Annotated in this window: 18 protein-coding genes and 1 other RNA gene; 10 read left to right on the forward strand and 9 right to left on the reverse strand. The window is 39.9% G+C overall.

The features are described from left to right. Window positions 1-44 precede the first annotated feature (44 nt). The 8 genes from ACFIQE_RS02935 to ligA all read left to right on the forward strand — a co-directional run bounded on the left by ACFIQE_RS02935 (window position 45) and on the right by ligA (window position 11,088). Window positions 45-965, forward strand: a complete 921-nt coding sequence (locus ACFIQE_RS02935) for a D-alanine--D-alanine ligase (RefSeq protein WP_375611998.1) — start codon at window positions 45-47, stop codon at window positions 963-965. After that, the gene (locus tag ACFIQE_RS02940; protein ID WP_375621366.1) at window positions 953-1,864 is read left to right on the forward strand and encodes a cell division protein FtsQ/DivIB; all 912 of its coding nucleotides are present in this window, start codon (window positions 953-955) and stop codon (window positions 1,862-1,864) included. The genes ACFIQE_RS02935 and ACFIQE_RS02940 overlap by 13 nt, the downstream gene beginning before the upstream one ends. Continuing rightward, a complete protein-coding gene (gene ftsA / locus ACFIQE_RS02945; protein WP_375621365.1) occupies window positions 1,861-3,162 on the forward strand; it encodes a cell division protein FtsA in 1,302 nt (433 codons plus the stop codon). The genes ACFIQE_RS02940 and ftsA overlap by 4 nt, the downstream gene beginning before the upstream one ends. Before the next feature lie 63 nt (window positions 3,163-3,225). Next, window positions 3,226-4,998, forward strand: coding sequence for a cell division protein FtsZ (gene ftsZ, locus ACFIQE_RS02950; protein ID WP_375621364.1), 1,773 nt, complete (start codon window positions 3,226-3,228; stop codon window positions 4,996-4,998). A 214-nt stretch (window positions 4,999-5,212) separates the two neighbouring features. Then, the gene (lpxC, locus tag ACFIQE_RS02955) at window positions 5,213-6,097 is read left to right on the forward strand and encodes a UDP-3-O-acyl-N-acetylglucosamine deacetylase (RefSeq protein ID WP_375621363.1); all 885 of its coding nucleotides are present in this window, start codon (window positions 5,213-5,215) and stop codon (window positions 6,095-6,097) included. A gap of 158 nt (window positions 6,098-6,255) precedes the next feature. Further along, the gene (locus tag ACFIQE_RS02960) at window positions 6,256-7,149 is read left to right on the forward strand and encodes an outer membrane protein assembly factor BamD (protein WP_375621362.1); all 894 of its coding nucleotides are present in this window, start codon (window positions 6,256-6,258) and stop codon (window positions 7,147-7,149) included. Window positions 7,150-7,155: 6 nt separating this feature from the next. Then, window positions 7,156-8,817 (forward strand): DNA repair protein RecN, encoded by a 1,662-nt coding sequence (recN, locus tag ACFIQE_RS02965; protein ID WP_375621361.1) that lies wholly within the window; start codon window positions 7,156-7,158, stop codon window positions 8,815-8,817. Window positions 8,818-8,928: 111 nt separating this feature from the next. Continuing rightward, entirely contained in the window at window positions 8,929-11,088 is a 2,160-nt protein-coding gene (ligA, locus tag ACFIQE_RS02970; RefSeq protein ID WP_375621360.1) for an NAD-dependent DNA ligase LigA, read from the forward strand. 595 nt (window positions 11,089-11,683) lie between these two features. On the opposite strand, the gene ACFIQE_RS02975 is transcribed toward ligA, so the two are convergent. Genes ACFIQE_RS02975 through ACFIQE_RS02985 form a run of 3 tightly spaced genes read right to left on the reverse strand, consistent with a single transcriptional unit; the run spans window position 11,684 to window position 15,010 of the window. Continuing rightward, window positions 11,684-13,510: an aminopeptidase P family protein gene (locus ACFIQE_RS02975; protein WP_375707251.1), complete on the reverse strand. Its 1,827-nt coding sequence runs from the start codon at window positions 13,508-13,510 to the stop codon at window positions 11,684-11,686. A 22-nt stretch (window positions 13,511-13,532) separates the two neighbouring features. Then, a complete protein-coding gene (locus tag ACFIQE_RS02980; protein WP_375621358.1) occupies window positions 13,533-14,402 on the reverse strand; it encodes a 50S ribosomal protein L11 methyltransferase in 870 nt (289 codons plus the stop codon). A gap of 26 nt (window positions 14,403-14,428) precedes the next feature. After that, window positions 14,429-15,010 (reverse strand): SCO family protein, encoded by a 582-nt coding sequence (locus ACFIQE_RS02985; RefSeq protein ID WP_375621357.1) that lies wholly within the window; start codon window positions 15,008-15,010, stop codon window positions 14,429-14,431. A gap of 136 nt (window positions 15,011-15,146) precedes the next feature. Between ACFIQE_RS02985 and ACFIQE_RS02990 the strand changes: the two genes are divergently transcribed. After that, window positions 15,147-15,776 (forward strand): DapH/DapD/GlmU-related protein, encoded by a 630-nt coding sequence (locus ACFIQE_RS02990; protein ID WP_375707252.1) that lies wholly within the window; start codon window positions 15,147-15,149, stop codon window positions 15,774-15,776. Between the two features lie 56 nt (window positions 15,777-15,832). Here ACFIQE_RS02990 and ACFIQE_RS02995 read toward each other — a convergent pair whose 3' ends face one another. From ACFIQE_RS02995 to ssrA, 5 genes are all read right to left on the reverse strand, one after another. Further along, a complete protein-coding gene (locus ACFIQE_RS02995; protein WP_375707253.1) occupies window positions 15,833-18,172 on the reverse strand; it encodes an ATP-dependent helicase in 2,340 nt (779 codons plus the stop codon). Window positions 18,173-18,291: 119 nt separating this feature from the next. After that, window positions 18,292-18,543 carry a ribbon-helix-helix domain-containing protein gene (locus ACFIQE_RS03000; protein WP_375612010.1) on the reverse strand — a complete coding sequence of 84 codons (252 nt, stop codon included), beginning with the start codon at window positions 18,541-18,543 and terminating at the stop codon, window positions 18,292-18,294. Between the two features lie 10 nt (window positions 18,544-18,553). Further along, complete coding sequence (locus ACFIQE_RS03005) at window positions 18,554-18,736, reverse strand: DUF4169 family protein (RefSeq protein ID WP_375612011.1); 183 nt, start codon at window positions 18,734-18,736, stop codon at window positions 18,554-18,556. 8 nt (window positions 18,737-18,744) lie between these two features. Next, window positions 18,745-19,296, reverse strand: coding sequence for an SspB family protein (locus tag ACFIQE_RS03010; protein WP_375612012.1), 552 nt, complete (start codon window positions 19,294-19,296; stop codon window positions 18,745-18,747). A 179-nt stretch (window positions 19,297-19,475) separates the two neighbouring features. Then, window positions 19,476-19,832, reverse strand: a transfer-messenger RNA (tmRNA) gene (gene ssrA / locus ACFIQE_RS03015). A gap of 96 nt (window positions 19,833-19,928) precedes the next feature. On the opposite strand from ssrA, the gene ACFIQE_RS03020 reads away from it, so the two are divergent. Then, window positions 19,929-20,234: a DUF2853 family protein gene (locus ACFIQE_RS03020; protein ID WP_375652758.1), complete on the forward strand. Its 306-nt coding sequence runs from the start codon at window positions 19,929-19,931 to the stop codon at window positions 20,232-20,234. 69 nt (window positions 20,235-20,303) lie between these two features. Here the strand turns inward: ACFIQE_RS03020 and ACFIQE_RS03025 are convergent, their stop codons facing one another. Continuing rightward, window positions 20,304-21,611 carry an MFS transporter gene (locus ACFIQE_RS03025; protein ID WP_375632342.1) on the reverse strand — a complete coding sequence of 436 codons (1,308 nt, stop codon included), beginning with the start codon at window positions 21,609-21,611 and terminating at the stop codon, window positions 20,304-20,306. Window positions 21,612-22,132 lie beyond the last annotated feature (521 nt).

The raw sequence follows: 22,132 nt of genomic DNA on the forward strand, positions 1-22,132 counted from the left end.
TTCTATATAGGCTACATATAGTATGCGAAAGAGGGTGATTTATTATGAAAGATAAACATATAGCTGTGTTAATGGGAGGTTTTTCTTCTGAACGGTCTATAAGTTTATCTTCAGGGGCGGCGTGTGCTGATGTTTTAGAGGTGCAGGGGTATCGCGTGAGCCGCGTGGATGTTGATGCTCATATTGCTTCTGTTCTTGAACAGTTGCAGCCCGATATTGCCTTCAATGCATTGCATGGTCCATTTGGTGAAGATGGTCGGATTCAGGGGATTCTTGAATATTTAAAAATTCCTTATACTCATTCTGGCGTGATGGCATCTGCTTTGGCAATGGATAAGGGACGTGCAAAAATTATCGTTGCAAATGTTGGGGTTTGTGTTGCTCCTTCTCGTATCATGAGCCGCTTTGCTTTGGGCCGAACGCATCCCATGGAGCCTCCTTATGTAATTAAACCTGTGTGTGAAGGATCAAGTTTTGGTGTTGTCATTGTTCAAGGAAATGAAGCTGCACCGCCGCATAATATTGGGGGAGCTGAGTGGGGGTATGCCGATGAGGTGATGATTGAAAAATATATTCCTGGTCGTGAATTGACTTGTGCTGTTTTGGGGAATGAAGTGCTGGATGTGTGTGAAATTCTTCCCGATAAACACTTTCCATTCTACGATTATGACTCAAAATATAAAACGGGTGGTTCTCTTCACATTTGTCCTGCACAACTTTCACTAAATATTTACCAAAGTGTGCAAAGAATGTCTTTAGCAGCCCATCAGGCGATAGGGTGTCGAGGTGTTAGCCGTTCTGATTTTCGTTTTGATGAAAAAACGGGAGAATTGGTTTGGCTTGAAATTAATACGCAACCAGGTATGACCTCGACGTCTCTTCTTCCTGATATTGCAAAAGCGAGCGGCCGTACTTACGGCGATATTGTTCAATGGATGGTGGAGGACGCATCATGTATGCGTTGAATGTTAATAAAACAAATGTTCCGATGAAGGTGCTTTCAGTGCCGGCTTTGCCACGTCTTTATCGTCGTTTTCTTCGGTTTATGTTTGAGTTTGTTTTTGTCAATATTCATATTCCACGCCATTTCGGCTCTTTTGCTGTTGTGTGGTTTTTCTTTGTTACGGCTTTTTATGGACTTTCATCAAGTGGTCAGATGGCTGTGATCGTAAATACGATCATATTGGATAGTAGTTTTGTGGTCACTCATGTCGATATAAGCGGTAATAAGCGCTTGGCAAAGCAGGATATTTTTAAAATTTTAAAACTTGATGTTGCGCCTTCTATATTCACTTTTGATGTTGAAAGAGCGCGTTCTCTGTTGGAAAAACAGGCTTGGGTGCAATCGGCTAATGTTCAGAAAATTTATCCCAATAGAATGCGCATTTCCATCGTGGAGCGTGAACCCTATGCCATTTGGCAACATGATGGCATAATGGATATTGTTGATAATACAGGTCGTGTCATTGTGCCTTTTAAAGGAGAAATTGTTCGGGATTTACCTCTTGTGGTTGGGCAGGGTGCACAAAATGCTGCTAAAGTGTTTATTCAAGCGCTGTCAGTCTATCCGGAAGTATATGATCGTATTCGTGCTTTTGTGCGGGTAGGTGATAGACGTTGGGATCTTGTTTTGAATAATGGAATGCGCGTTATGTTGCCTGAAAATGGTGCTCTTGAAAGGCTTTCTTCTCTTTTTTCGTCCGGTATAATGCAAGATCTTTTATCTCGCGATATTCTCAGTGTTGATTTACGTCTTGCTGATCGAATTACTGTTTCTTTATCAGATGAAACGTTGGAGCGTTATCATGCTACTGTAGCAGAAGAAGAACGTATTTTAAAAGCGCGAAAGGCAGGAAGCCTATGATGCTACTCAGATCACATCATTTGAAGGGGCGTAAAACACGTTTTTTAACGGTACTTGATGTCGGTTCAAGTAAGATTGTTTGTCTTATTGCTTGTTTGCGTCCTTTGAAGCATGCGCACTATTTACATGGTCGTACACATTCTACGGAAATTCTAGGCTTTGGAGTGCAGCGTTCACGTGGTATTAAATCTGGTGTTGTCATGGATATGTTTGCAGCAGAACAATCAATAAGATTGGCTGTTGATGCGGCAGAAAAAATGGCGGGTTTGGTGGTGGATTCAGTGATTGTGAATTTTTCCTCAAGTCGATTACAAAGTGCTTTGATTAATGGAAAGGTTCATTTGAATGGTCGTGAAGTCACCAAGCGTGATATGCGTATGGCCTTTTCAGATGTTTCGCGTAAAGCCTTTGATGCTGAACGTCATGTTATGCACTCAGTTCCAGTTTCGTATGTATTGGATGGAGATAAAGGAATTTTTGATCCTATTGGCATGGCAGGGGAAACATTTGGTGTCGACGTGCATGTGGTAACAGCAGAAACAGCCTCTTTGCGTAATTTGGAAACTTGTATTAATCGTGCACATTTGAGTGTTGAAGCAATGGTTGCTACTCCCTTTGCAAGTGGTCTTGCTGTCTTGATGAATGATGAGGCGCGTTTAGGGGCTGCATGTATTGATTTTGGTGGTGGAACAACAACATTTTCAGTGTTTTTTGAGGGGAAATTTATTCATGCAGATGCTTTTGCTGTTGGGGGGCATCATGTCACTCTTGATGTTGCGCGCGGATTTTCTATGTCTTTAACAGAGGCGGAACGTTTAAAAGTTGTTTATGGTTCAGCACTTTTAACAAGTGCTGATGAGCGGCAAATGATTAATGTAGCAGAAATTGGGAGTGAACAGCGTGGAACTCAATATCCTCGCGCGGTTCTTGGGCGTATCATTCGTGCGCGTGTTGAAGAAATTTTAGAAATGGTCCGTGATTGTTTAAATCGTTCTGGTTTTGGTCACATCATTGGTAAACGTGTTATTTTGACTGGGGGAGCAAGCCAGTTAACAGGATTGCCAGAAATGGCACGTACTATATTAGGAAGAAATGTTCGTATCGGGCGGCCTTTAGGTATTTCGAGGCTTCCTTCTCTTGCAAAAGGGGCGGCGTTTACATCTGCTGTTGGGTTGTTAATTTATCCGCAATTGGTGGGTTTTGAAGAAAAAACAATGCAGGCGGCAGGAAATCATTTATCGATGGGCACGCGTGGATATTTTCAGCGTGTTGGTCAGTGGTTGCGTGAGAGTTTTTAGTTAAGTCTAGTTGGATAAATTTCATCGCTTTGGCTTGCGGTGTCTTATGAGAAGGAAAAGAAAATGACGATTAATCTGCATCGGCCAGATATCGCGGAATTGAAGCCACGCATTACCGTTTTTGGTGTTGGAGGTGGTGGCGGGAATGCCGTGAATAATATGATAAATGCTGGTCTTCAGGGAGTTGACTTTGTTGTTGCAAATACGGATGCACAGGCTTTGGCTATGTCAAAGGCTGAACGTGTTATCCAACTTGGGGCAGCTGTGACAGAAGGTTTGGGTGCTGGGGCTTTGCCTGAAGTTGGACAAGCGGCGGCGGAGGAATGTATTGATGAAATTATTGATCATCTTGCAGACTCTCATATGGTTTTCATTACTGCTGGTATGGGAGGAGGAACTGGAACAGGGGCTGCTCCCGTTGTTGCTCGCGCAGCGCGTGAAAAAGGTATTTTGACTGTTGGTGTTGTGACAAAGCCGTTTCAGTTTGAAGGCGCACGTCGTATGAAAACGGCAGAGGCAGGTATTGAAGAATTACAAAAGTCTGTCGATACATTGATTGTTATTCCCAATCAAAATCTTTTCCGTATTGCAAATGATAAGACAACGTTTGCTGATGCTTTTGCTATGGCTGACCAAGTGCTTTATTCTGGTGTTGCTTCCATTACGGATTTGATGATTAAAGAGGGTTTGATTAACCTTGATTTTGCTGATGTTCGTTCTGTTATGCACGAAATGGGTCGAGCCATGATGGGAACGGGTGAGGCATCTGGTGATGGGCGTGCTTTGGCTGCGGCTGAAGCTGCTATTGCAAATCCATTGTTGGATGATACCTCTATGCGTGGGGCGCGTGGTTTATTGATTTCTATTACGGGTGGTCGTGATATGACTCTCTTTGAGGTTGATGAAGCTGCTAATCGTATTCGTGAAGAAGTAGATGCTGATGCGAATGTGATCTTTGGCGCTATTGATGATGAGTCATTGGAAGGTGTTATTCGTGTTTCTGTGGTTGCCACCGGTATTGATCGTGAAGTTAGTGATGTGGTTCAGTCCTCTCATCCTCAGATTCAAAGGCCTGCTTCTTCAATACGCAAGAGCGATCCTGGAACGTCACACAGTTCTTTTCATGTTCAATCATCGCCTCTGCGTTCTGAGTCAATGGTAGAAGTGATCGAATCACTTGAAATAGAGAAGGGTAAATCAACCGGAGAACAGTTCCGTCCCAAAAGTCAAATTTTTGCACAACCTGCAGAAGCAATGACGACACGAAGTGCCACGAATGCTGTTGCGTATGGTTCAAATGCTGTTCAGGAACAGAGATCCAATGTGCCTCGTATGCAAGTAAGCCGTGGTTCTCAACAGGCGATGACGGCTCCTGTGAGTATGGAGGCAACAGCGCATGTTCTTGATGAGATGACAGGGCTTGTGAAGCAAAAAGAAAAGCCAGTGCAACCAAAACAAATGCAACAAATGCAAGCGCGCGCTCCAATGCGTATGCCTGAGTTAAAGGATTTTCCACCTGTTGCTCATGGACAAAGTCAAAGAACATTTGTGACTGATCAAGGTCCTCGTAATCTTTGGCAGCGTTTGAAACAGAGCTTGACACATCGTGAAGAAGCTGAGCCAGAAGCGAGGCTGGAGCCTGCTGTTAGATCGTCTCAGCAGAAAGATTCTCATGTTTACAATAAAAATTCTCAGACGCTTTCTCAAGATGCTTCTGTTTATGTTCCACGTCGTTCTGGTGAGCTGCATCCTCAGGTACCACAAGATCAGCGTACTTTTATAAGTGAAGAAGATCAGTTGGAAATACCAGCATTTTTACGTCGTCAGGCAAATTAATTGATGAAAAATGAGGTAAAGTAAGAAATTTTATTATTTCTTTAATGCTCAGTCAAAAATTATACAGTAAAATATATTACTGTTTTTTGGATAAAATACTTTGTTTTAAAAAGACCGCTTACAATAAGCGGTTTTTTTTTATTATTTACTATGAATATTTTTTATAGTTTTATAAATTTTGTTAAAAGATGTACAAGCAATTTAATAAAATGATATGATGAATTTAGTACCAAAATATCAGTCTACTCTTAAAAAAGCAGTAACATTTAAGGGGATTGGCGTTCATAGTGGCTGTTTATCAGTGGTAAAGGTTTGTCCAGCGGATGTTGGGTGTGGTATTGTTTTTAAGCGTTGTGGATTAGACGGAACAGAGAAAGTATTTCAAGCCCATGCATCGCAAACAGGAAAAACTGAATTATCAACAGTACTTGGAGATGGAGATGTAAGGGTTGAAACAATTGAACATTTGATGGCGGCAATTGCTGCTTATAATTTGGATAATCTTGTTATTGAAGTATCACATAATGAGATTCCTATTTTGGATGGTTCAGCGTGGCTATATTGCCAAGCTTTTGAAGATGTTGGTATTGTAAAGCAAAATGCGTTGCGTTCTTATTTCATTATAAAAAAGCCGGTGCGGGTTGAAGGAGCTCATGGTGTTGCAGAGCTTTTGCCATTCGATGGACGTCGTTTTGATATAACGATCTCTTTTCCTTCTTCTGCTATTGGTAAGCAACATTTCAGTTTTGATCTTACCACTCGAGGGTTTAGGGATGATTTGTCACGTGCGCGCACTTTTGGTTTTATCAAAGACGTGGAAGAATTAAGGCTTTCTGGAAAGGCGAGAGGCGCTTCTTTGGAAAATTCTCTTGTTATCGACCTTAATGATAAAATTTTAAATCCCGATGGTCCTTATTGGGAGAATGAATGTGTTCGGCACAAGATGCTTGATGCGATTGGTGATGCTGCTTTGCTTGGGGCACCTTTTATTGGATTATTTCGTTCTTATTGTAGTGGGCATAGAATTAATGCGCAATTGGTGAAGGCTGTTTTGGCAGACGAATCATATTATGAAAAAAGCTTTTTAGAGAAAAAGTAAAAAAATTGGCAAGATTTTTTTATCGTTTATTTGATTTTTAAGGGGATGATTGACCTAAACTGCTAAATTGGTTATGTGGATTTTAAAGTGATATGGTATAAAACCTTTGATAAATTGTTTTTGCTACAAGGTGATATTCTGTGGAGGCCGGAAAAACTATGAAAAAATCTCATGTGTGCATTGGAAATATGACATATAGAAAATCTAACATTGTACGCAAGATATTGGGGGTGGTGCTTTTGGGAAGCACCTGTATGTTAGCGGGATGCCTCTTTAAAGAGAAAAATACCCTTGATCCATCTGCTTATGTTTTGAAAATAGAGCCACCAGATGTTTTATATAATCAGGCGCTTGCTAGCCTTGAAAGTGGGCGGCTTGGGGATGCATCGAAGAAGTTTTTGAAGATTGAAAAACAGTACGCTTATACAGACTGGGGACGTAAATCTTTGGTCATGGGTGCTTTTACTAATTATCGACTCGGAAAGTATGATGATTCAATTAGTATGGCTCAACGCTATATTACTCTTTATCCAGGGTCGACTGATTCGGCTTATGCATACTATATTATTGGTCTTTCTTCTTTCCGTCGGATTCCTGATGTTACGCGTGATCAACGTGACACGAAACGTGCTATTGCTGCTATGCAGCTTCTTATAGAGCGTTATCCTAATTCTGAGTATGTCAAGGATGCTAAGGATAAAATCCGTTTTGGTCGCGAACAACTGGCTGGTAAAGAAATGCAGATTGGCCGTTATTATGAAGAGGGGCGGCGCTATCTTGCGGCAAGTAGACGGTTTCGTACCGTGGTTGAAGAGTATTCTGATACAAATCAAATTGAAGAAGCACTTTTCCGCTTGACTGAGGTTAATCTTGCTCTCGGCTTAACGTCGGAAGCACAGACGGCAGCAGCTATTTTAGGACGTAATTATCCCAAAAGTGAGTGGTATAAATTTTCTTATAATCTCTTGCAGAAGAATAAAATATCACCACGTGAGCATAAATCTTCTTGGATCTCAAATGCTTTAGGTGGTGACAAGAAGAGGGTACGTTGATTCTCTATGTTGGTGCAGCTTTCGATTCATAATATTGTTTTGATCGAAACGCTCGATATTCATTTTACAGCGGGGTTGACGGTTTTAACTGGAGAAACGGGTGCGGGGAAGTCTATTCTCCTTGATGCTTTATCACTTGCTCTAGGGGGGCGGGGTGATGCTTCGCTTGTGCGTCATGGGGCTGACCGCGGGCAGGTCACAGCTGTTTTTGATGTGTCTGTTTCACATCCTGCACGTCAACTTATTCGTGAGAATGGTCTTGATGATGAGGGTGATATTATTTTACGACGTGTGCAATCAAGTGATGGACGTAGCCGTGTTTTTATCAATGATCAGGCGTCTAGTGTTGCATTGATGCGGAGTGTTGGCCGTTTGCTGGTTGAAATCCATGGACAACATGATGATCGTGCGCTTGTTGATGTTGCTACACATCGCCAATTATTAGATGCCTTTGGTGGTCTTGAAAATGAAGTGGAAAATTTGCGTCAGTGTTATCACACATGGCGTGAATTTGAGGAGCGTTTGCAACGGCAGCGTCTTAAAGTAGAGAGTGCTGTACGGGAGGTTGATTATCTTCGTGCGTGTGTAGAAGAGCTTGAAAAGCTTGATTTTAAAGTTGGTGAAGAGGAAGCTCTTTCTCTTCGTCGTGCTGATATGCTTAAATTAGAAAAAATAGCGACAGATATTAAAGAAGCGGATGATCTTTTAACGGGTCAAAAATCACCAATCCCAGTGCTTTCTAATTTGGTGAGGCGTTTGGAGCGGAAAATTCCTGAGGCGCAAGAACTTATTGCACCAGTGGTGAAATCTATTGATGAGGCATTGCATGCACTTGCAACAGCACAAGAAGGTATTGAGACGGCAATACGAGCATTAGATTTTGAACCTGATGAATTGGAACGGATAGAAGAGCGTCTTTTTTCTCTTCGGGGTTTTGCTCGTAAATATCAAGTTTCTGCGGATGAATTGATTCAGTTACGCGATAAAATGGACGCAGAACTCGCTGATTTTGAAGAGGCTCAGACTATATTGACATGTTTTGAAGATGAGGCAGAGCAGGCAAAGAAAAATTATGATACATTGGCGCAAGCCTTAACAATAAAGCGTCGGGAGACAGCAAAGCATTTATCTGAAAGTGTTATGGCTGAGTTGCCGGCATTGAAATTAGAGAGGGCTGAATTTATTGTTGAAATGCAAAGTGATATGGAAAAGCGGAGTGCAGAGGGATGTGATCGTATTGAATATTGGGTGCGAACAAATCCTGGAACACGTGCTGGGCCGATGCTTAGTGTGGCTTCTGGCGGTGAATTATCTCGTTTTTTGCTGGCATTAAAAGTTGTTTTATCTGATCGAGGATCAGCACCGACGCTGATTTTTGATGAAATTGATACAGGCGTTGGGGGGGCTGTTGCAGCGGCTATTGGGCATCGGTTGCAACGCTTATCAGAACATGTCCAAGTTTTTGCTATTACGCATGCTCCACAGGTTGCATCGAAAGCGCATGGTCATTTTCTTATTTCAAAAATTGAGAGTCATGATAAAGGACGCTTTGTTACTGCGATTCATAAAATGAAAGAACATGAGCGTGCAGAAGAAATTGCCCGTATGTTGGCTGGAGAACAGATTACTGAAGAAGCGCGTGCAGCGGCTCAAAAGCTTCTAGCATAAAGGTAATTAGTCAGCGATAAAAATACTAGAAAGCTTATATTTATTGAGATTCACTTGATGAGGAGGCGTGGGAGGCCCTTGTGGCAGCGCTTGTAATGTGGAATAGATTTTATGAACAAAGATGCATATAAAAATCTCACAGCTGTTGAAGCAGAACGTGAATTAGAGTGGTTGGCAAAAGAGATTGCACGTCATGATGTGCTTTATAATCGTGATGATCAGCCTGAAATTTCTGATGCAGAATATGATGCTTTACGTCGTCGTAATGCAGAAATTGAAGCTCTTTTTCCAGAGCTTATACGTATTGATTCTCCTTCACATAAAATTGGAGCACCAATTTCTGAAAAATTTGAAAAATCTGTTCATGCACAGCCTATGCTTTCACTTGATAATGCGTTTAGCTCTGAAGATGTTACTGAATTTGTTGAGCGTATTCGTCGTTTTTTACGGCTTCCAGAAACACAAGTGTTGGAAATAACAGCGGAGCCAAAAATTGATGGTTTATCTTTGTCTTTACGCTACGAAAAGGGGCGGCTTGTGCGTGCGGCAACGCGTGGGGATGGAACTGTCGGTGAAAATGTGACGGCAAATGCCCGAACAATTGCTGATATCCCACAAGTTTTGCAAGGTGATTTTCCTGATATCATTGAGGTGCGTGGTGAAGTTTATATGGGGCGGGAAGATTTCCAAGCGCTGAATATCAGCCAACAAGAGAAGGGCAAGTTAACCTTTGCCAATCCTCGAAATGCGGCGGCTGGTTCACTCCGTCAGCTTGATTCACGGATAACCGCTAGCAGAAAACTTCAATTTTTTGCTTATGCTTGTGGTGAGGTGAGTGAAATATTGGCAGAAAGTCAAATGGAGATGATGAAAAAGCTAAAAGAATATGGCTTTTTTATCAATCCATTAACAAAAGTCTTTAAGACAGTAAAAGAAATTATTTCGTATTATCACGATATCGAAGAATGCCGTCATTCTTTAAGCTATGATATTGATGGTATTGTTTATAAGGTTAATGATTTGATGCTCCAAAAGCGTTTGGGGTTTGTTTCTCGTTCGCCGCGTTGGGCTATCGCCCATAAATTTCCAGCAGAAAAAGCGATAGCGCTTTTGGAAGATATTGACATTCAAGTTGGTCGCACGGGAGCTTTGACACCTGTTGCACGTCTTACGCCTATTACTGTTGGTGGAGTGGTGGTGACCAATGCTAGTTTGCATAATGAGGATTATATTAAGGGAATTGGTCATAAAGGAGAGCCCATTCGTGAAGGACGTGATATCCGTGTAGGTGATAGCGTGATTGTACAACGTGCTGGTGATGTGATCCCTCAAGTTATTGATGTTATCATTGAAAAACGCCCGAAAGATGCTGCTGTTTTTATTTTTCCTCATTTGTGTCCAGCTTGTGGGAGTCATGCTGTTCGTGAAGTGGGAGAAGCCGTGCGTCGCTGTACAGGGGGGCTTATTTGTCCTGCACAAGCAATTGAACGTATTCGTCATTTTGTTTCACGCAATGCTTTTGATATTGAAGGCTTGGGTAAAAAACAGGTAGAGTTTTTTTTCCATGTTCAAGATGAGGCGCTTTGTATTCATACACCAGCCGATATTTTTACTTTACAACGGCGCCAAGAAAAGTCTTTGATACGTTTGGAAAATATGGAAGGTTTTGGTACTGTTTCAGTGCGGAAATTGTATGATGCCATTAATGCGCGCCGAGAAATTCCTTTGAGCCGTTTTTTGTTTGCATTGGGGATTCGTCATGTTGGCGAAGTGAATGCACGCCGCCTTGCACGTGCTTATAAAAATTATACAGCTTTTGAGACTGCGGCTATGGAAGCATTTATGCCATGTGATAAGGAAAATGAAGAAGGAAATGAGGCTTGGATAGAGCTTACCAATATCGAAGGAATTGGACCACAGGTAGGGAGCGCAATTGTTGATTTTTATCAAGAAGAGCATAACCGTGAGATTTTATCTGTTTTGCTTGAAGAAGTAACTCCTCTTGATGAGGAGCCTATCATAGCAGATTCTTCACCAATAGCGGAGAAGATCATTGTTTTTACAGGAACTTTGGCGCATATGTCACGTGATGAAGCAAAAGCATTGGCAGAGCGATTGGGGGCTAAAACATCTGGTTCACTTTCTAAAAAAACAGATCTTCTTGTTGCAGGACCTGGAGCGGGCTCCAAATTGGCTAAAGCTGAGGAATTAGGTGTTGAGGTTATCGATGAAGAGGCTTGGCTACAGCTGATTGAGAAACATAATGTTTAGAGGATGTTTTCTAGAAGATCGTATGCTGTTTGTATGATTATCTCTCTTACATTTTTTGGGGGATGAAATCAAAAAGAGGGATAATAGTGGCTGTTTTTTGCAAAAACAGAGCGCCATATATTTTAATATTTATTACGTTATTTAAAATAATTAACGTTGAGCTTAAATATTAAACTTAAACTATTATGATGAAGAATATACAAGGTTATTATTAGTAAAATTTATAAACTATCATTGTGAAGCAAGGTAAAAATTGTAAATAAATATGTATAATTTAATCCAAAATGCCGTAATAAACCAATTATAATGACGTAATAGAAATATAACGCGGAAAATTACAAAATATAACGAAAGTTTCCATATAAAGGAAATAGGGATATAATAATGTCTAGATGGAGATCGCCAAGATAAGTATTACCACGTATAGGTGTATCTCATCTTGCTTCACCTAGGTTAGCGTTTACCATACCAGCAAAAAACTTGAAGTATCTTGTAGAAATATTTTTCATATTTCCTGACGCAGATAAATATTTTTCCCTTAAAAAGAGAAAATCCTGTGTTTTGTAGAAAGAGTAAAAGTTATAGGTTGCTTCATTTAAAGGGGCATTGTTGCTTCTTTTGCCCATTTTTTATCTTCTTCATTTAAGTAAGGTGCATTCATCTGATAAACGCGCGCATGGTAATCATTGAGCCATTGTCGTTCTTCTTGTGTCAAAAGCTCTGGAAGGATTAACCGTCGATCAATGGGGCAATGTGTGAGTGTTTCGAATGAGAGCATTTCTATATCTCCGCCATCAATTTTTTGTGCTGGTTTCACAATCATCAAATTTTCAAGACGGATACCAAAAGCGCCTTCGCGGTAATAGCCTGGCTCGTTTGAAAGAATCATACCGGAGATGAGTTCTTGGCACCCTTTGCGAGAAATATTTTGCGGTCCTTCATGGACAGAAAGATAAGATCCAACACCATGACCGGTGCCATGGGCATAATCAAAACCAGCTTTCCACAATGCAATGCGTGCAAGAGCATCAAGGTCTTGCCCTCGTGTGCCTTTTGGAAATCTGATAGTTGAAAGAGCAATCATGCCTTTGAGGACAAGCGTAAAACAGCGTTTTTCTTCTTCTCCAATATTCCCAATTGCTACGGTGCGTGTGACATCAGTCGTGCCATCACGATATTGTCCACCTGAATCAACGAGGTAAAGTTCACCGGCTTTGAGTTGTTTATTTGTTTGCGTTGTTACACGATAATGAATAATGGCACCATTTTCTCCTGCTGCTGAAATTGTATCAAAAGAAAGATCTTTAAGTTTTTCTCCCATTTCTTTTGCTGTATTTATGCGAAATTCTTCTAATTTTTGAGCAGCAGAAATTTCACTTATTGACCCTGGTATTTGTTTATCTAACCAAGAAAAAAAACGGGTTAGGGCAACACCATCGCGTAGATGCGCTTTGCGTGCGCCATTGAGTTCTGTGTCATTTTTAATGGCACGTGGTAGAGCAGCAGGATCGGTAAGTGTGATAAAAAAGCTATTTTTTTCTTCAATAACAGTTCGTAATTTTTCGCATGTTAGCTGTGGATCTAAGGCAAACACTGTCCCTTTTTGAACATACTCTTTGATCTTGGGAATAAGCTGTTCTGGTTCATATAATTTTGCATAACGTTCTAGATATTGTTTCTGTTCTACACCAAGTTTTTTGCTGTCAATGAATAAAGCTGGTGTTTCGTTAAGTGGAATGAGAGCAAAACAAAGGGAAAAAGGCGTGTTGGAAACATCATTGCCCCGTATATTGAATGTCCATGCAATGGAAGAGGGGTCTGTAAAAATAAAAGCATTTGCATGAGTTTGCTGTATATCTTTGTAAATCAAAGCGAGTTTTTCATCTGTATCGCACCCAGCATATTTGAGAGGGTGAATTGATAAGGCAGATTGTGGTAATTTTGGTTGATTATGCCAGAGCAAATCAATGGGATTATGTTGAACTTCTACAAGTTTTCCACCTGCTTTCATTTCTAATGCATTTCTCAATGCATTAGTGGCAGCAATCGTGTGGAGCCATGGATCAAAGCCAATAGAAAGTTTTTGACCATTTTTTTCAAGCCATTGTGAGGGAGGACAAGTTATGAGATCTTCATAATTAAAAATATCAGGATCAGTTTGTTGGCAAACTTGGAGCTTATATCGCCCATCTGTAAATATGATGGCTTTGTTTTTTAAAATCAGTGCAATCCCAGCTGATCCAGTAAAGCCGGTTAACCAGCTAAGGCGTTGAGCATGAGGAGGGACGTACTCTCCTTGATGCTCATCACACCGCGGAACAAGAAAACCATCGAGTCCAAGGTGATCGAGTTCTTTACGAAGGCAAGAAATGCGTTCTGCTGCATAAGCAGGATTTGTTGTCGCCTCAAAAGATTGATACATAACGACGTCCTTTTCTTTTATTTTATTTCAGATGTATCGTAACCCATCCTTGCCGGTGGTATGTTTCGATATGCTTCATTCCTTGTTTTATATAAGTCTCCAAAACATGGGCATGTTGTTCTTCAAGAATTCCAGAGAGTATAAGTGATCCCCCTTTTTGAAGTGCCTTTACCACTTCTTGCGCAAGTTCAATAAGCGGATTAGCAAGGATATTGGCAACGATGAGATCAAAAGGGGTTCGTGATGCAATTGCATCATGGGCAAAATCTGTTGCTGTAATAGCTGTAATATATTCCTTGACACCATTGAATTCGATATTGTGTTGTGCAACTTGAACAGCAATTGGGTCAATATCGGATGCAAGCACAGTAATTGGTTTGAGCATTGCTATGCCAATGGCTAGTACACCGCTCCCAGTACCAAGATCAAGGGCATTTTTTGGATTTTCGTGTTTCATGACTTTGGCAATCATTTCTAAACAACCGGCTGTTGTTCCATGATGTCCGGTGCCAAAAGCTTGATTAGCTTCAATTTCAATAGGGAGAACATTTGCTGGAATGGCGTTTCGGTTGTGACTTCCATGAAGGAAAAAAGGACCAGCTTGCACAGGTTTTAGTCCTTCTAGGCTTTTTTGTACCCAATCAATGTTGGGTAAAACTTCCATATTAATTTTATCAAAATCTATAGAGAGAACGCTTGCAAAATGTTTTAATGCGTTCTCTTGATTGTCTTGATCGACATATAGAGAAAGCTCATATACAGCATTTTGTTCATCTATCTCTGTAAGAGCAAGAGGATAACCTTCTTCGTCAAAGGCTGTTTCTATAAGGGTATAGAACCGTTCTGCTTCATTTTTAGAAGCAGTATAATAGAGGCGAATTTGTTGCGACATGCTGTTCTTTCTTTTGATCGGTTTTTTTAGTTTAAGACGAGTTTTTTTAACCGTTCAATGGCGATTTCATCTTTTAATTCGCTATCGCTTTCTTTCGTGTCATAACGGATAACGCCAGCTAATTTTCCACCTTTTTTAAGTAAAAAAATTGCTGCTGTATGGTTATATGTATAGTTTCCATCTGTTTCAGGAACTTTTTCAGCAACGATGTTGAAAGAATTGACCATTTTATGAACCTTATCAGGATCTCCACTAATGCCAACAATTTTATTGTTAAAATTACTGAGATAATCATGGAGTACTTTTGGTGTGTCACGTTCAGGATCAACAGTCACAAACCATATACCTAATTTATCAGCTTCAGGCCCAAGGGCTGTAAGCCATCGATCAAGATTCATCAGTGTGGTAGGGCAGCTTTCAGGACACATAGTGAAGCCGAAAAAAATTATTGAAGGCTTGCTTCGAACATCAGCCTCAGTAATATTTTTTCCATTAGAATCAGTGAGAGTAAAGTTATCACCTAAAGGCTTATTTGTCAGCGTATCATAAATAAAAACACCTGCAAGAAATATGATTGTCAGCCCCAAGATGCGTATTACATTTTTCATAGTTTGACTCTCTTAGATAGATCGAGAAATTGTAACATCGGCAGGTTTGTTTTGCAATGTTTGTTTCATGGTTGATTTTATTGTCTTGATTGGTATGTCTTTCCATATCTATTGATAAAACATTGGTGAAAGATGTATGAATATTGAGAAAGATCTTCGATTTCATGAAAGTGAACCTCGTATCCATACGACAGCGCGGCTGCATGGTTGTAAATTAGGGCGCTATGTGGAAATTAATGAGCGGGTGATTTTACGGGATGTAACCGTTGGAGATTTTTCTTATTTAGAGCGTAATAGTGAGGCTATTTATAGCGATATTGGGCGTTTTTGTTCTATTGCATCTCATGTACGGATGAATGCGTTGGAGCATCCTATGGAGCGCGTTTCAACGCATAAAATAACCTATCGTCCAAACGAATATTTTCGTTATATGGCATTAGATAGTGGTTTTCGTGAAAGGCGTTGTGCAAAACGTGTTATTATTGGGCATGATGTGTGGATTGGACATGGTGCGGTTATTATGCCTGGAGTGACAATTGGTCATGGCGCTATCATTGGCGCGAACGCTGTTATAACGAAAGATGTTATGCCTTATACGATTGTCGTTGGGGTGCCTGCTAAGCGATTGCGGATGCGTTTTCCCAATCATGTGATAGAATGCCTTTTAGATATGGCGTGGTGGGATTGGCCGCTTGATAAAATTCACAACGCATTGCCTGATATGCAAAATTTGCCCATTGAAGCCTTTGTTCGCAAATGGAAATGATAGTCAGAATAAAACAAAGTGGTTTCTTGAAAAAACTGATCGTGGTTTACTTGTAATTAAGCTTTGTTTACAAAATTGTCTAGTACACGCTTTTCTCCGGCTTTTTCGAACATTATTGTCAATTTATGATCGTCTATTGCTGTAATATGACCATAGCCAAATTTTATGTGAAAAATCCGATCATTGACAGAAAAATCTGATGGTGCATGAGAGATTGATTGAGAGATAACTTTCCCTTCAATATTCTTGTTTTTTTGTGCACGCTTTTGTCTTGCTGTTGCATAGTCAGTATAAAAGGAATCGTGATGTTGAAAGGAAGATTTTCCATAACCACCATAGGATGTTTCCATTTCTACAACTTCTATATGTTCTGCTGGTAATTCATCTAGAAAACGGGAGGGAAGAGCAGGTTGCCAAAGTCCATGAATTCTTCGATTCGATACAAACCATATATGCAAATGTTTTTTTGCTCTTGTTAGACCTACGTAAGCAAGGCGCCGTTCTTCTTCTAATCCTGAACGTCCACCTTCATCTAATGAGCGCTGGTGGGGAAAGAGTCCTTCTTCCCAACCTGGAAGAAAAATTGTTTCAAATTCAAGCCCTTTGGCTGAATGAAGTGTCATGATGTTGACTGCATCCATATTTTCATTATTTTCCGTTTCCATAACGAGTGCAACATGTTCCAAAAAACTTTGAAGATTTTCAAATTGTTCCATGGAACGAATCATTTCTTTAAGATTTTCTAGTCTTGTAGGAGCCTCTGGTGAGCGATCTTCTAACCACATGGTTGTATAACCAGAATCATCAAGGACGATCTCGGCAAGTTCTCTATGAGGAGTGTCTTGAAGCATATTTTGCCAGCGGCGGAAGTTTTCAATGAGGCTTCGTAACGCACTGCGTGCCTTAGGCTTTAATTCATCTGTTTCAATGATGTCAGCGGCAGCAGAAAAGAGAGGAACAGCACGTGCACGTGCACTCTCATAAAGAATGCGCAGGGTTGCATCTCCTATGCCGCGTTTCGGTGTATTAATAACACGCTCAAAAGCTAAATCATCAGTGGGTTGGACAACAACGCGTAAATAAGCCATGGCATCACGTATTTCCATCCGCTCATAAAAACGAGGACCACCAATAACGCGATAATTAAGGCCAAGCGTTACAAAGCGATCTTCAAATTCACGCATTTGAAATGATGCGCGTACCAATATAGCCATATGATTTAATGCATGACCGGTTTGTTGTGCGCGTTCGATTTCTTCTCCAATTGCTCGTGCTTCTTCTGCCGAATCCCATGCTGAATGAATTTTTACCTTTTCTTCCTCACTCTTTACGTGAGCAGAAAAAAGGACTTTTCCCAGTCTTTCTTCATTATGAGCAATGAGATGGGAGGCGGTTTTAAGAATATGAGATGTTGAGCGATAATTGCGTTCTAGACGAATAATTTTAGCAGAAGGAAAATCTTTTTCAAAACGTAATATGTTTTCGACTTTTGCACCACGCCATCCATAAATGGATTGATCATCATCGCCAACACAACAAAGATTAACATGTTGACCTTGAGGATGTTGGGCCAAAAGCCGAAGCCAAAGATATTGTGCTGTATTTGTATCTTGATATTCATCGACAAGAATATAACGAAATTGAGAATGATATTCGCGAAGAATATCTGGATTATGTTGGAAGATAGAGATAGAATGAAGTAGAAGGTCACCAAAATCACAAGCATTAAGATCTTTTAATCGATTTTGATAACTGTGATAAAGTTCACGTCCCATGCCGTTACCAAAGGAATGAGCATCACTTTTTGAGATATGTGTTGGTGAAAGTCCTTGATTTTTCCAAGAATCAATCATCATGGCAAGGTTTCGTGCGGGCCAACGCTTATCGTCTAATCCTTCAGCTTGAATAAGTTGTTTTAAAAGTCGAAGAACATCATCGCTATCGAGAATTGTAAAGTTTCTTTTTAAATCAACAAGCTCTGCGTGACGGCGTAAAATTTTAGCTCCAGTGGAATGAAAGGTTCCAAGCCAAGGCATACCTTCAACAACTTCTCCAATAAGTTCACCAATACGTGTTTTCATTTCACGGGCTGCTTTGTTGGTGAAAGTGACAGCAAGTATTTGTTGAGGTGAGGCGAGTCCAGAGCGTAAAATGTGAGAAATACGGGTTGTTAAAACGCGTGTTTTTCCTGTACCAGCACCTGCAAGAACTAAAAGAGGTCCTTCAGTATTCATAACAGCTTGTTGCTGTTCTGGATTGAGTTGTTCTAAATAGTCTGTGTTATATGATTTTTGTTCTTTTAGAGTATGGGAGAAAAAACCAGAGCTCTTCTTATCATGGTCTGGAGGGGAATCTTCTTCAAAGAAAGGTATGGTATGATCAGAAAAATTACTCATTATATCTCTTTTGTAGTCTTTTTTTTATTGAAGTTCTAGATTAAAAAAACTTCTCTTAAAAAGTCACAACAGTTTCAGTTGAACAGACAGAAAGAGAACGTAAAAAATAAGCACAACCATTAAAGGCTTTGGGTGAGAACGCTTTGAAGGGCATAAACGCGTAACGAAGCCGAAAGATTTACTTGTTGTGGTCTTTTGCTATCAATATCGGTAATAATAAAGGCTAAAGATTGTCCTTTTTTGCGGGCTATATCTTTTAGAATATCTAAAAATGGTGGTTCTAAAGAGACGCTTGTTGCGTGTCCATCAACGCGAACAGATATCTTTCGTGGAATGACTTTTGACCAATCGATAGAATTATTTTCGTGCATTTTTCCACCTTTATTCGTCGTTTCGCAAACGATTTTGATCAAGAAATTTTTGCATTTTTAAAGATTTTTGCTGCTCAAAATTTTTTTCAGTTTTTGTTCGTCCAAAACGATAACGATTTTGCTCAGCACAAAGAGATTTTTCTGTACGTTTTTTTTGTTTTCGAAATTGGCGAAGATTAATCAATTCAGTCATGAGAAAAATTATTTTTTCCGAAAGGAATCTAAAGAGACAACATCAGCACTTTGATTTTGTTTTGCATCGTTATTTGAAGGTTCTTTATTTGTACTGAGATTTTGTTCTTTTGTAAGCGTATTTTCTTTTTTTTGTTTGTTTGATAAGGTAATAGGCGTAGTTGAGGTATTTTCTGAATTTTCACTTTCTCCAGAGGTCAGATTTGAGGGCAGATCAAATGCTGCTTCAAATGCTGCTACAGGATCATAAAAGACCTGAATGGAAGTAAAAGGAATCACGAGCTTTTCGGTTATTTCCCTGAAAGAGAGGGTTACTTCGAAAGCTGTTTCTGAAACACTGAGATCTCTAAATTGATGTTGTAAGACGATTGTCATTTGCTCGGGATAGCGATTTTTTAGCCGAGGAGAAATTTTAACGCCTGGGGCATTTGTCAAAAAAGTTATAAAAAAATGATGATTTCCCGGAAGACCTGCTTTGGCAACTTCCGATAAAACTTTACGGATAACTCCACGAAGCGCATCCTGAACGAGAATATCGTAACGGATTTGATCTTTAACCATCGAAGTTTATTCCTTTTATTTCACGTAGCAGAATGGGGCGTATTGATATTGTGTGACAGAATATATTTTAAATTAGCAGATTTTTTCTACGATGCACCTCAATAAATCGAATAAATACGAAACTCTATGGTAAATAATGTCTGATAATGTCTGAAAGATCAATCAACAACATTTAAAAAAGTGAAGGCTTCTGTTGCCAGGTGCCTCCGAACCCCGCTTAAACCTGCGACGGTTTAAGACTTAAATTGAAACATTCACACCACCTTAAGCGGCGAGACGTGCTTCCGCATAGTTGTCATTTGCAACTACTCATTTAGCCCGATAACGGTGGTACAATGCCGAGTAAAAGAGCGATCTTTACACCCTTGTCGATCCTATTTCGCCCCCACCAAAATATAATTTTGGTTTCTTATATTTTGGTGGAGGCGCCGGGTACCGCCCCCGGGTCCAATAGGTTTATTTCACCGTCCATTTATTACCATAGCTGGTGAACCAGCCCTCTAAATATAGATGAAGAACAGTCTTAGGAAAAGGGGGGTTGTTAATATTTTTAATCCTCTAATTATTTATGGAGCTATATGATGCGGCTGTAAAGTATAGTCCGCTCATTTTTGGAGAGGAGATGATGCAAAATGACAAATAATCTAGCAGATATTAAACTATATGATTCAAATCCCGATGAAGCAGCAGTAGAACGACTTAGCCGTCGTTTAGCTTTAGTGATGAAAAAGCAGGATGCAGCGCTTGTTGCTACATCGGATCTAAAAGAGTTAGAACGTGTTGAAAAATGGGTTCAAGATGTTTTAGAAGCCGATGAGAAGAGTGCTAAAATGGCTGTTTCAAAAGTGGCTGAGATGATGTCTGGAGAGCGTAGAAAAAGTCGTGTGACTTTTTATTATCTAGTTGCTAAGCACCTTAATGCACTTCATAAAATTTAAACAATATTAAATTTGTGATAATGATAAAAAAAAGCCCAATTTCTTGGGCTTTTTCGTTGATAAAAAGGGTTAATGTTTTTCATCCTCTTGGAGGTAGCCTCCTTTACGCATACTCGGGACAAAGAGAAGAGCAATGAATGCCATGATCATCACGACGGTTATATAAAAATAAAAGAGAGATTCATGACCGTACTTTTTTAATCCAAGCGCAACGTATTCAGCAGAACCACCAAATAAGGCGTTGCCAATGGCATGAGAGATGCTAACGCCTAATGCGCGTATTGAAGAGGGAAACATTGCTGATTTGACGACACCAGAGATGGATGTATACATGCTCATAATGAAGAGCAAGCCAATAATGACGGAAAAGGCAACCCATATACTATGCGTATTACCGATTATCCAGAGTCCAGGAAATGTAAAGATGACAGAGAGTACACTCCAAATGATAAGTAAAGTTTTTGTTCCAATTTTATCGGCTATGATACCAGCTATGGGTTGGAATAGGATGAAAATAAATAGTACAGCTGTCATAATCGTTGTTGCGGTATGTTTATCAAAGCCGGTGGTTGTGATCAGATATTTTTGCATATAAGTCGTAAAGGTGTAAAATGTGAGTGATCCTCCTGATGCAAAGCATGCAATTACGACAACGGCTTTTGTATGCTTGGTGAGAAGTTCCTTAAGACTGCCAGAGTGTTTGTGAGAGCGGCTTTCTTTCGTGGTTGTTTCGTGGAGAGAACGACGCAGATAAATCGCAATCACTGCCCCGAAACCACCAATCACAAAAGGAATGCGCCATCCCCATGCTTTTAACTGATCTTCAGAGAGATAAGATGCTAGAATAAATATAATGAAGCTGGCAAGAAGTTGACCTGTAATAAGGGTGGCTGATTGGAAAGAAGCAAAAAGCCCACGATGTTTTTTGAGAGCAACTTCGCTCATATAAGTGGCTGCTGTACCATATTCACCACCCGCTGAAAGTCCTTGCATCATCCGAGCTAAAAGTAAAAGGATTGCTGATGTTACTCCTAAGGTTTCATAGGTGGGAAGTATGGCGATGAAAAAAGAGCCACCACACATCATAAAAATGGATATAAGCATCGAGCGTTTACGTCCATAACGATCGGCGACAAACCCTAAAAACCAAGCTCCAATAGGGCGCATAAGAAAGCCAATAAAAAACACACCTGCGGTTTTTAACAGTGGCGTAATCGTATCACCATCGGAGGGAAAGAATTGTGATGCAAAATAAATTGATGCAAATGAGTAAACGTAAAAATCATACCATTCTACGAGATTTCCTGATGCGCTTGCTATAATAGCAAAAACACGTTTTCTTGCATCCTGTGATGCTGAAGTTGTTTCATTTTTCATGAATTGTTCCCCTTTTGGATTTATAGTTCATATTTTCTAAACATAATTGTTTATGATTTCCAGAAAAATTCAATGGTATTATAACAATTTCTTAGGGAAACTCTTTAAGATGATTTATTAGAGTTATGTTGTCATTCGTTTTAAGATTTTTACTTGTGTTATAGAATAAAAAGTTATCACGTTGCATTTAAAGGGAGAGGACATTGAAAAGTAGATCAAGATACCTTTAAACTTTATGAGAAGAATGCAATTATTGGCATACCGGAAGATTATAGAAGAGATGGTCTTTATGAGCAGAAAGCCCCAAAACTGAAAATATTTCAAAAAGCTTAAGTAATGTAAAAGGGGATTTTGTGTCCTTAATTATCTTATTGTATCATAACACATCATCATTTAGGAGGGTGAGGTAAGCCTCAGATAAGGTTTTCCGTATGAGGTGTTTTTTAGATATCGTGATAAATATTTAGGGTAGGGCTGCCCATAGAATCTTATCAAGTAAATTACATAAAGAGGGCAGTAAC

Source organism: Bartonella sp. AA1HLJMS (genome assembly GCF_042197445.1).
In the GTDB taxonomy this organism is placed as follows: Bacteria; Pseudomonadota; Alphaproteobacteria; order Rhizobiales; family Rhizobiaceae; genus Bartonella.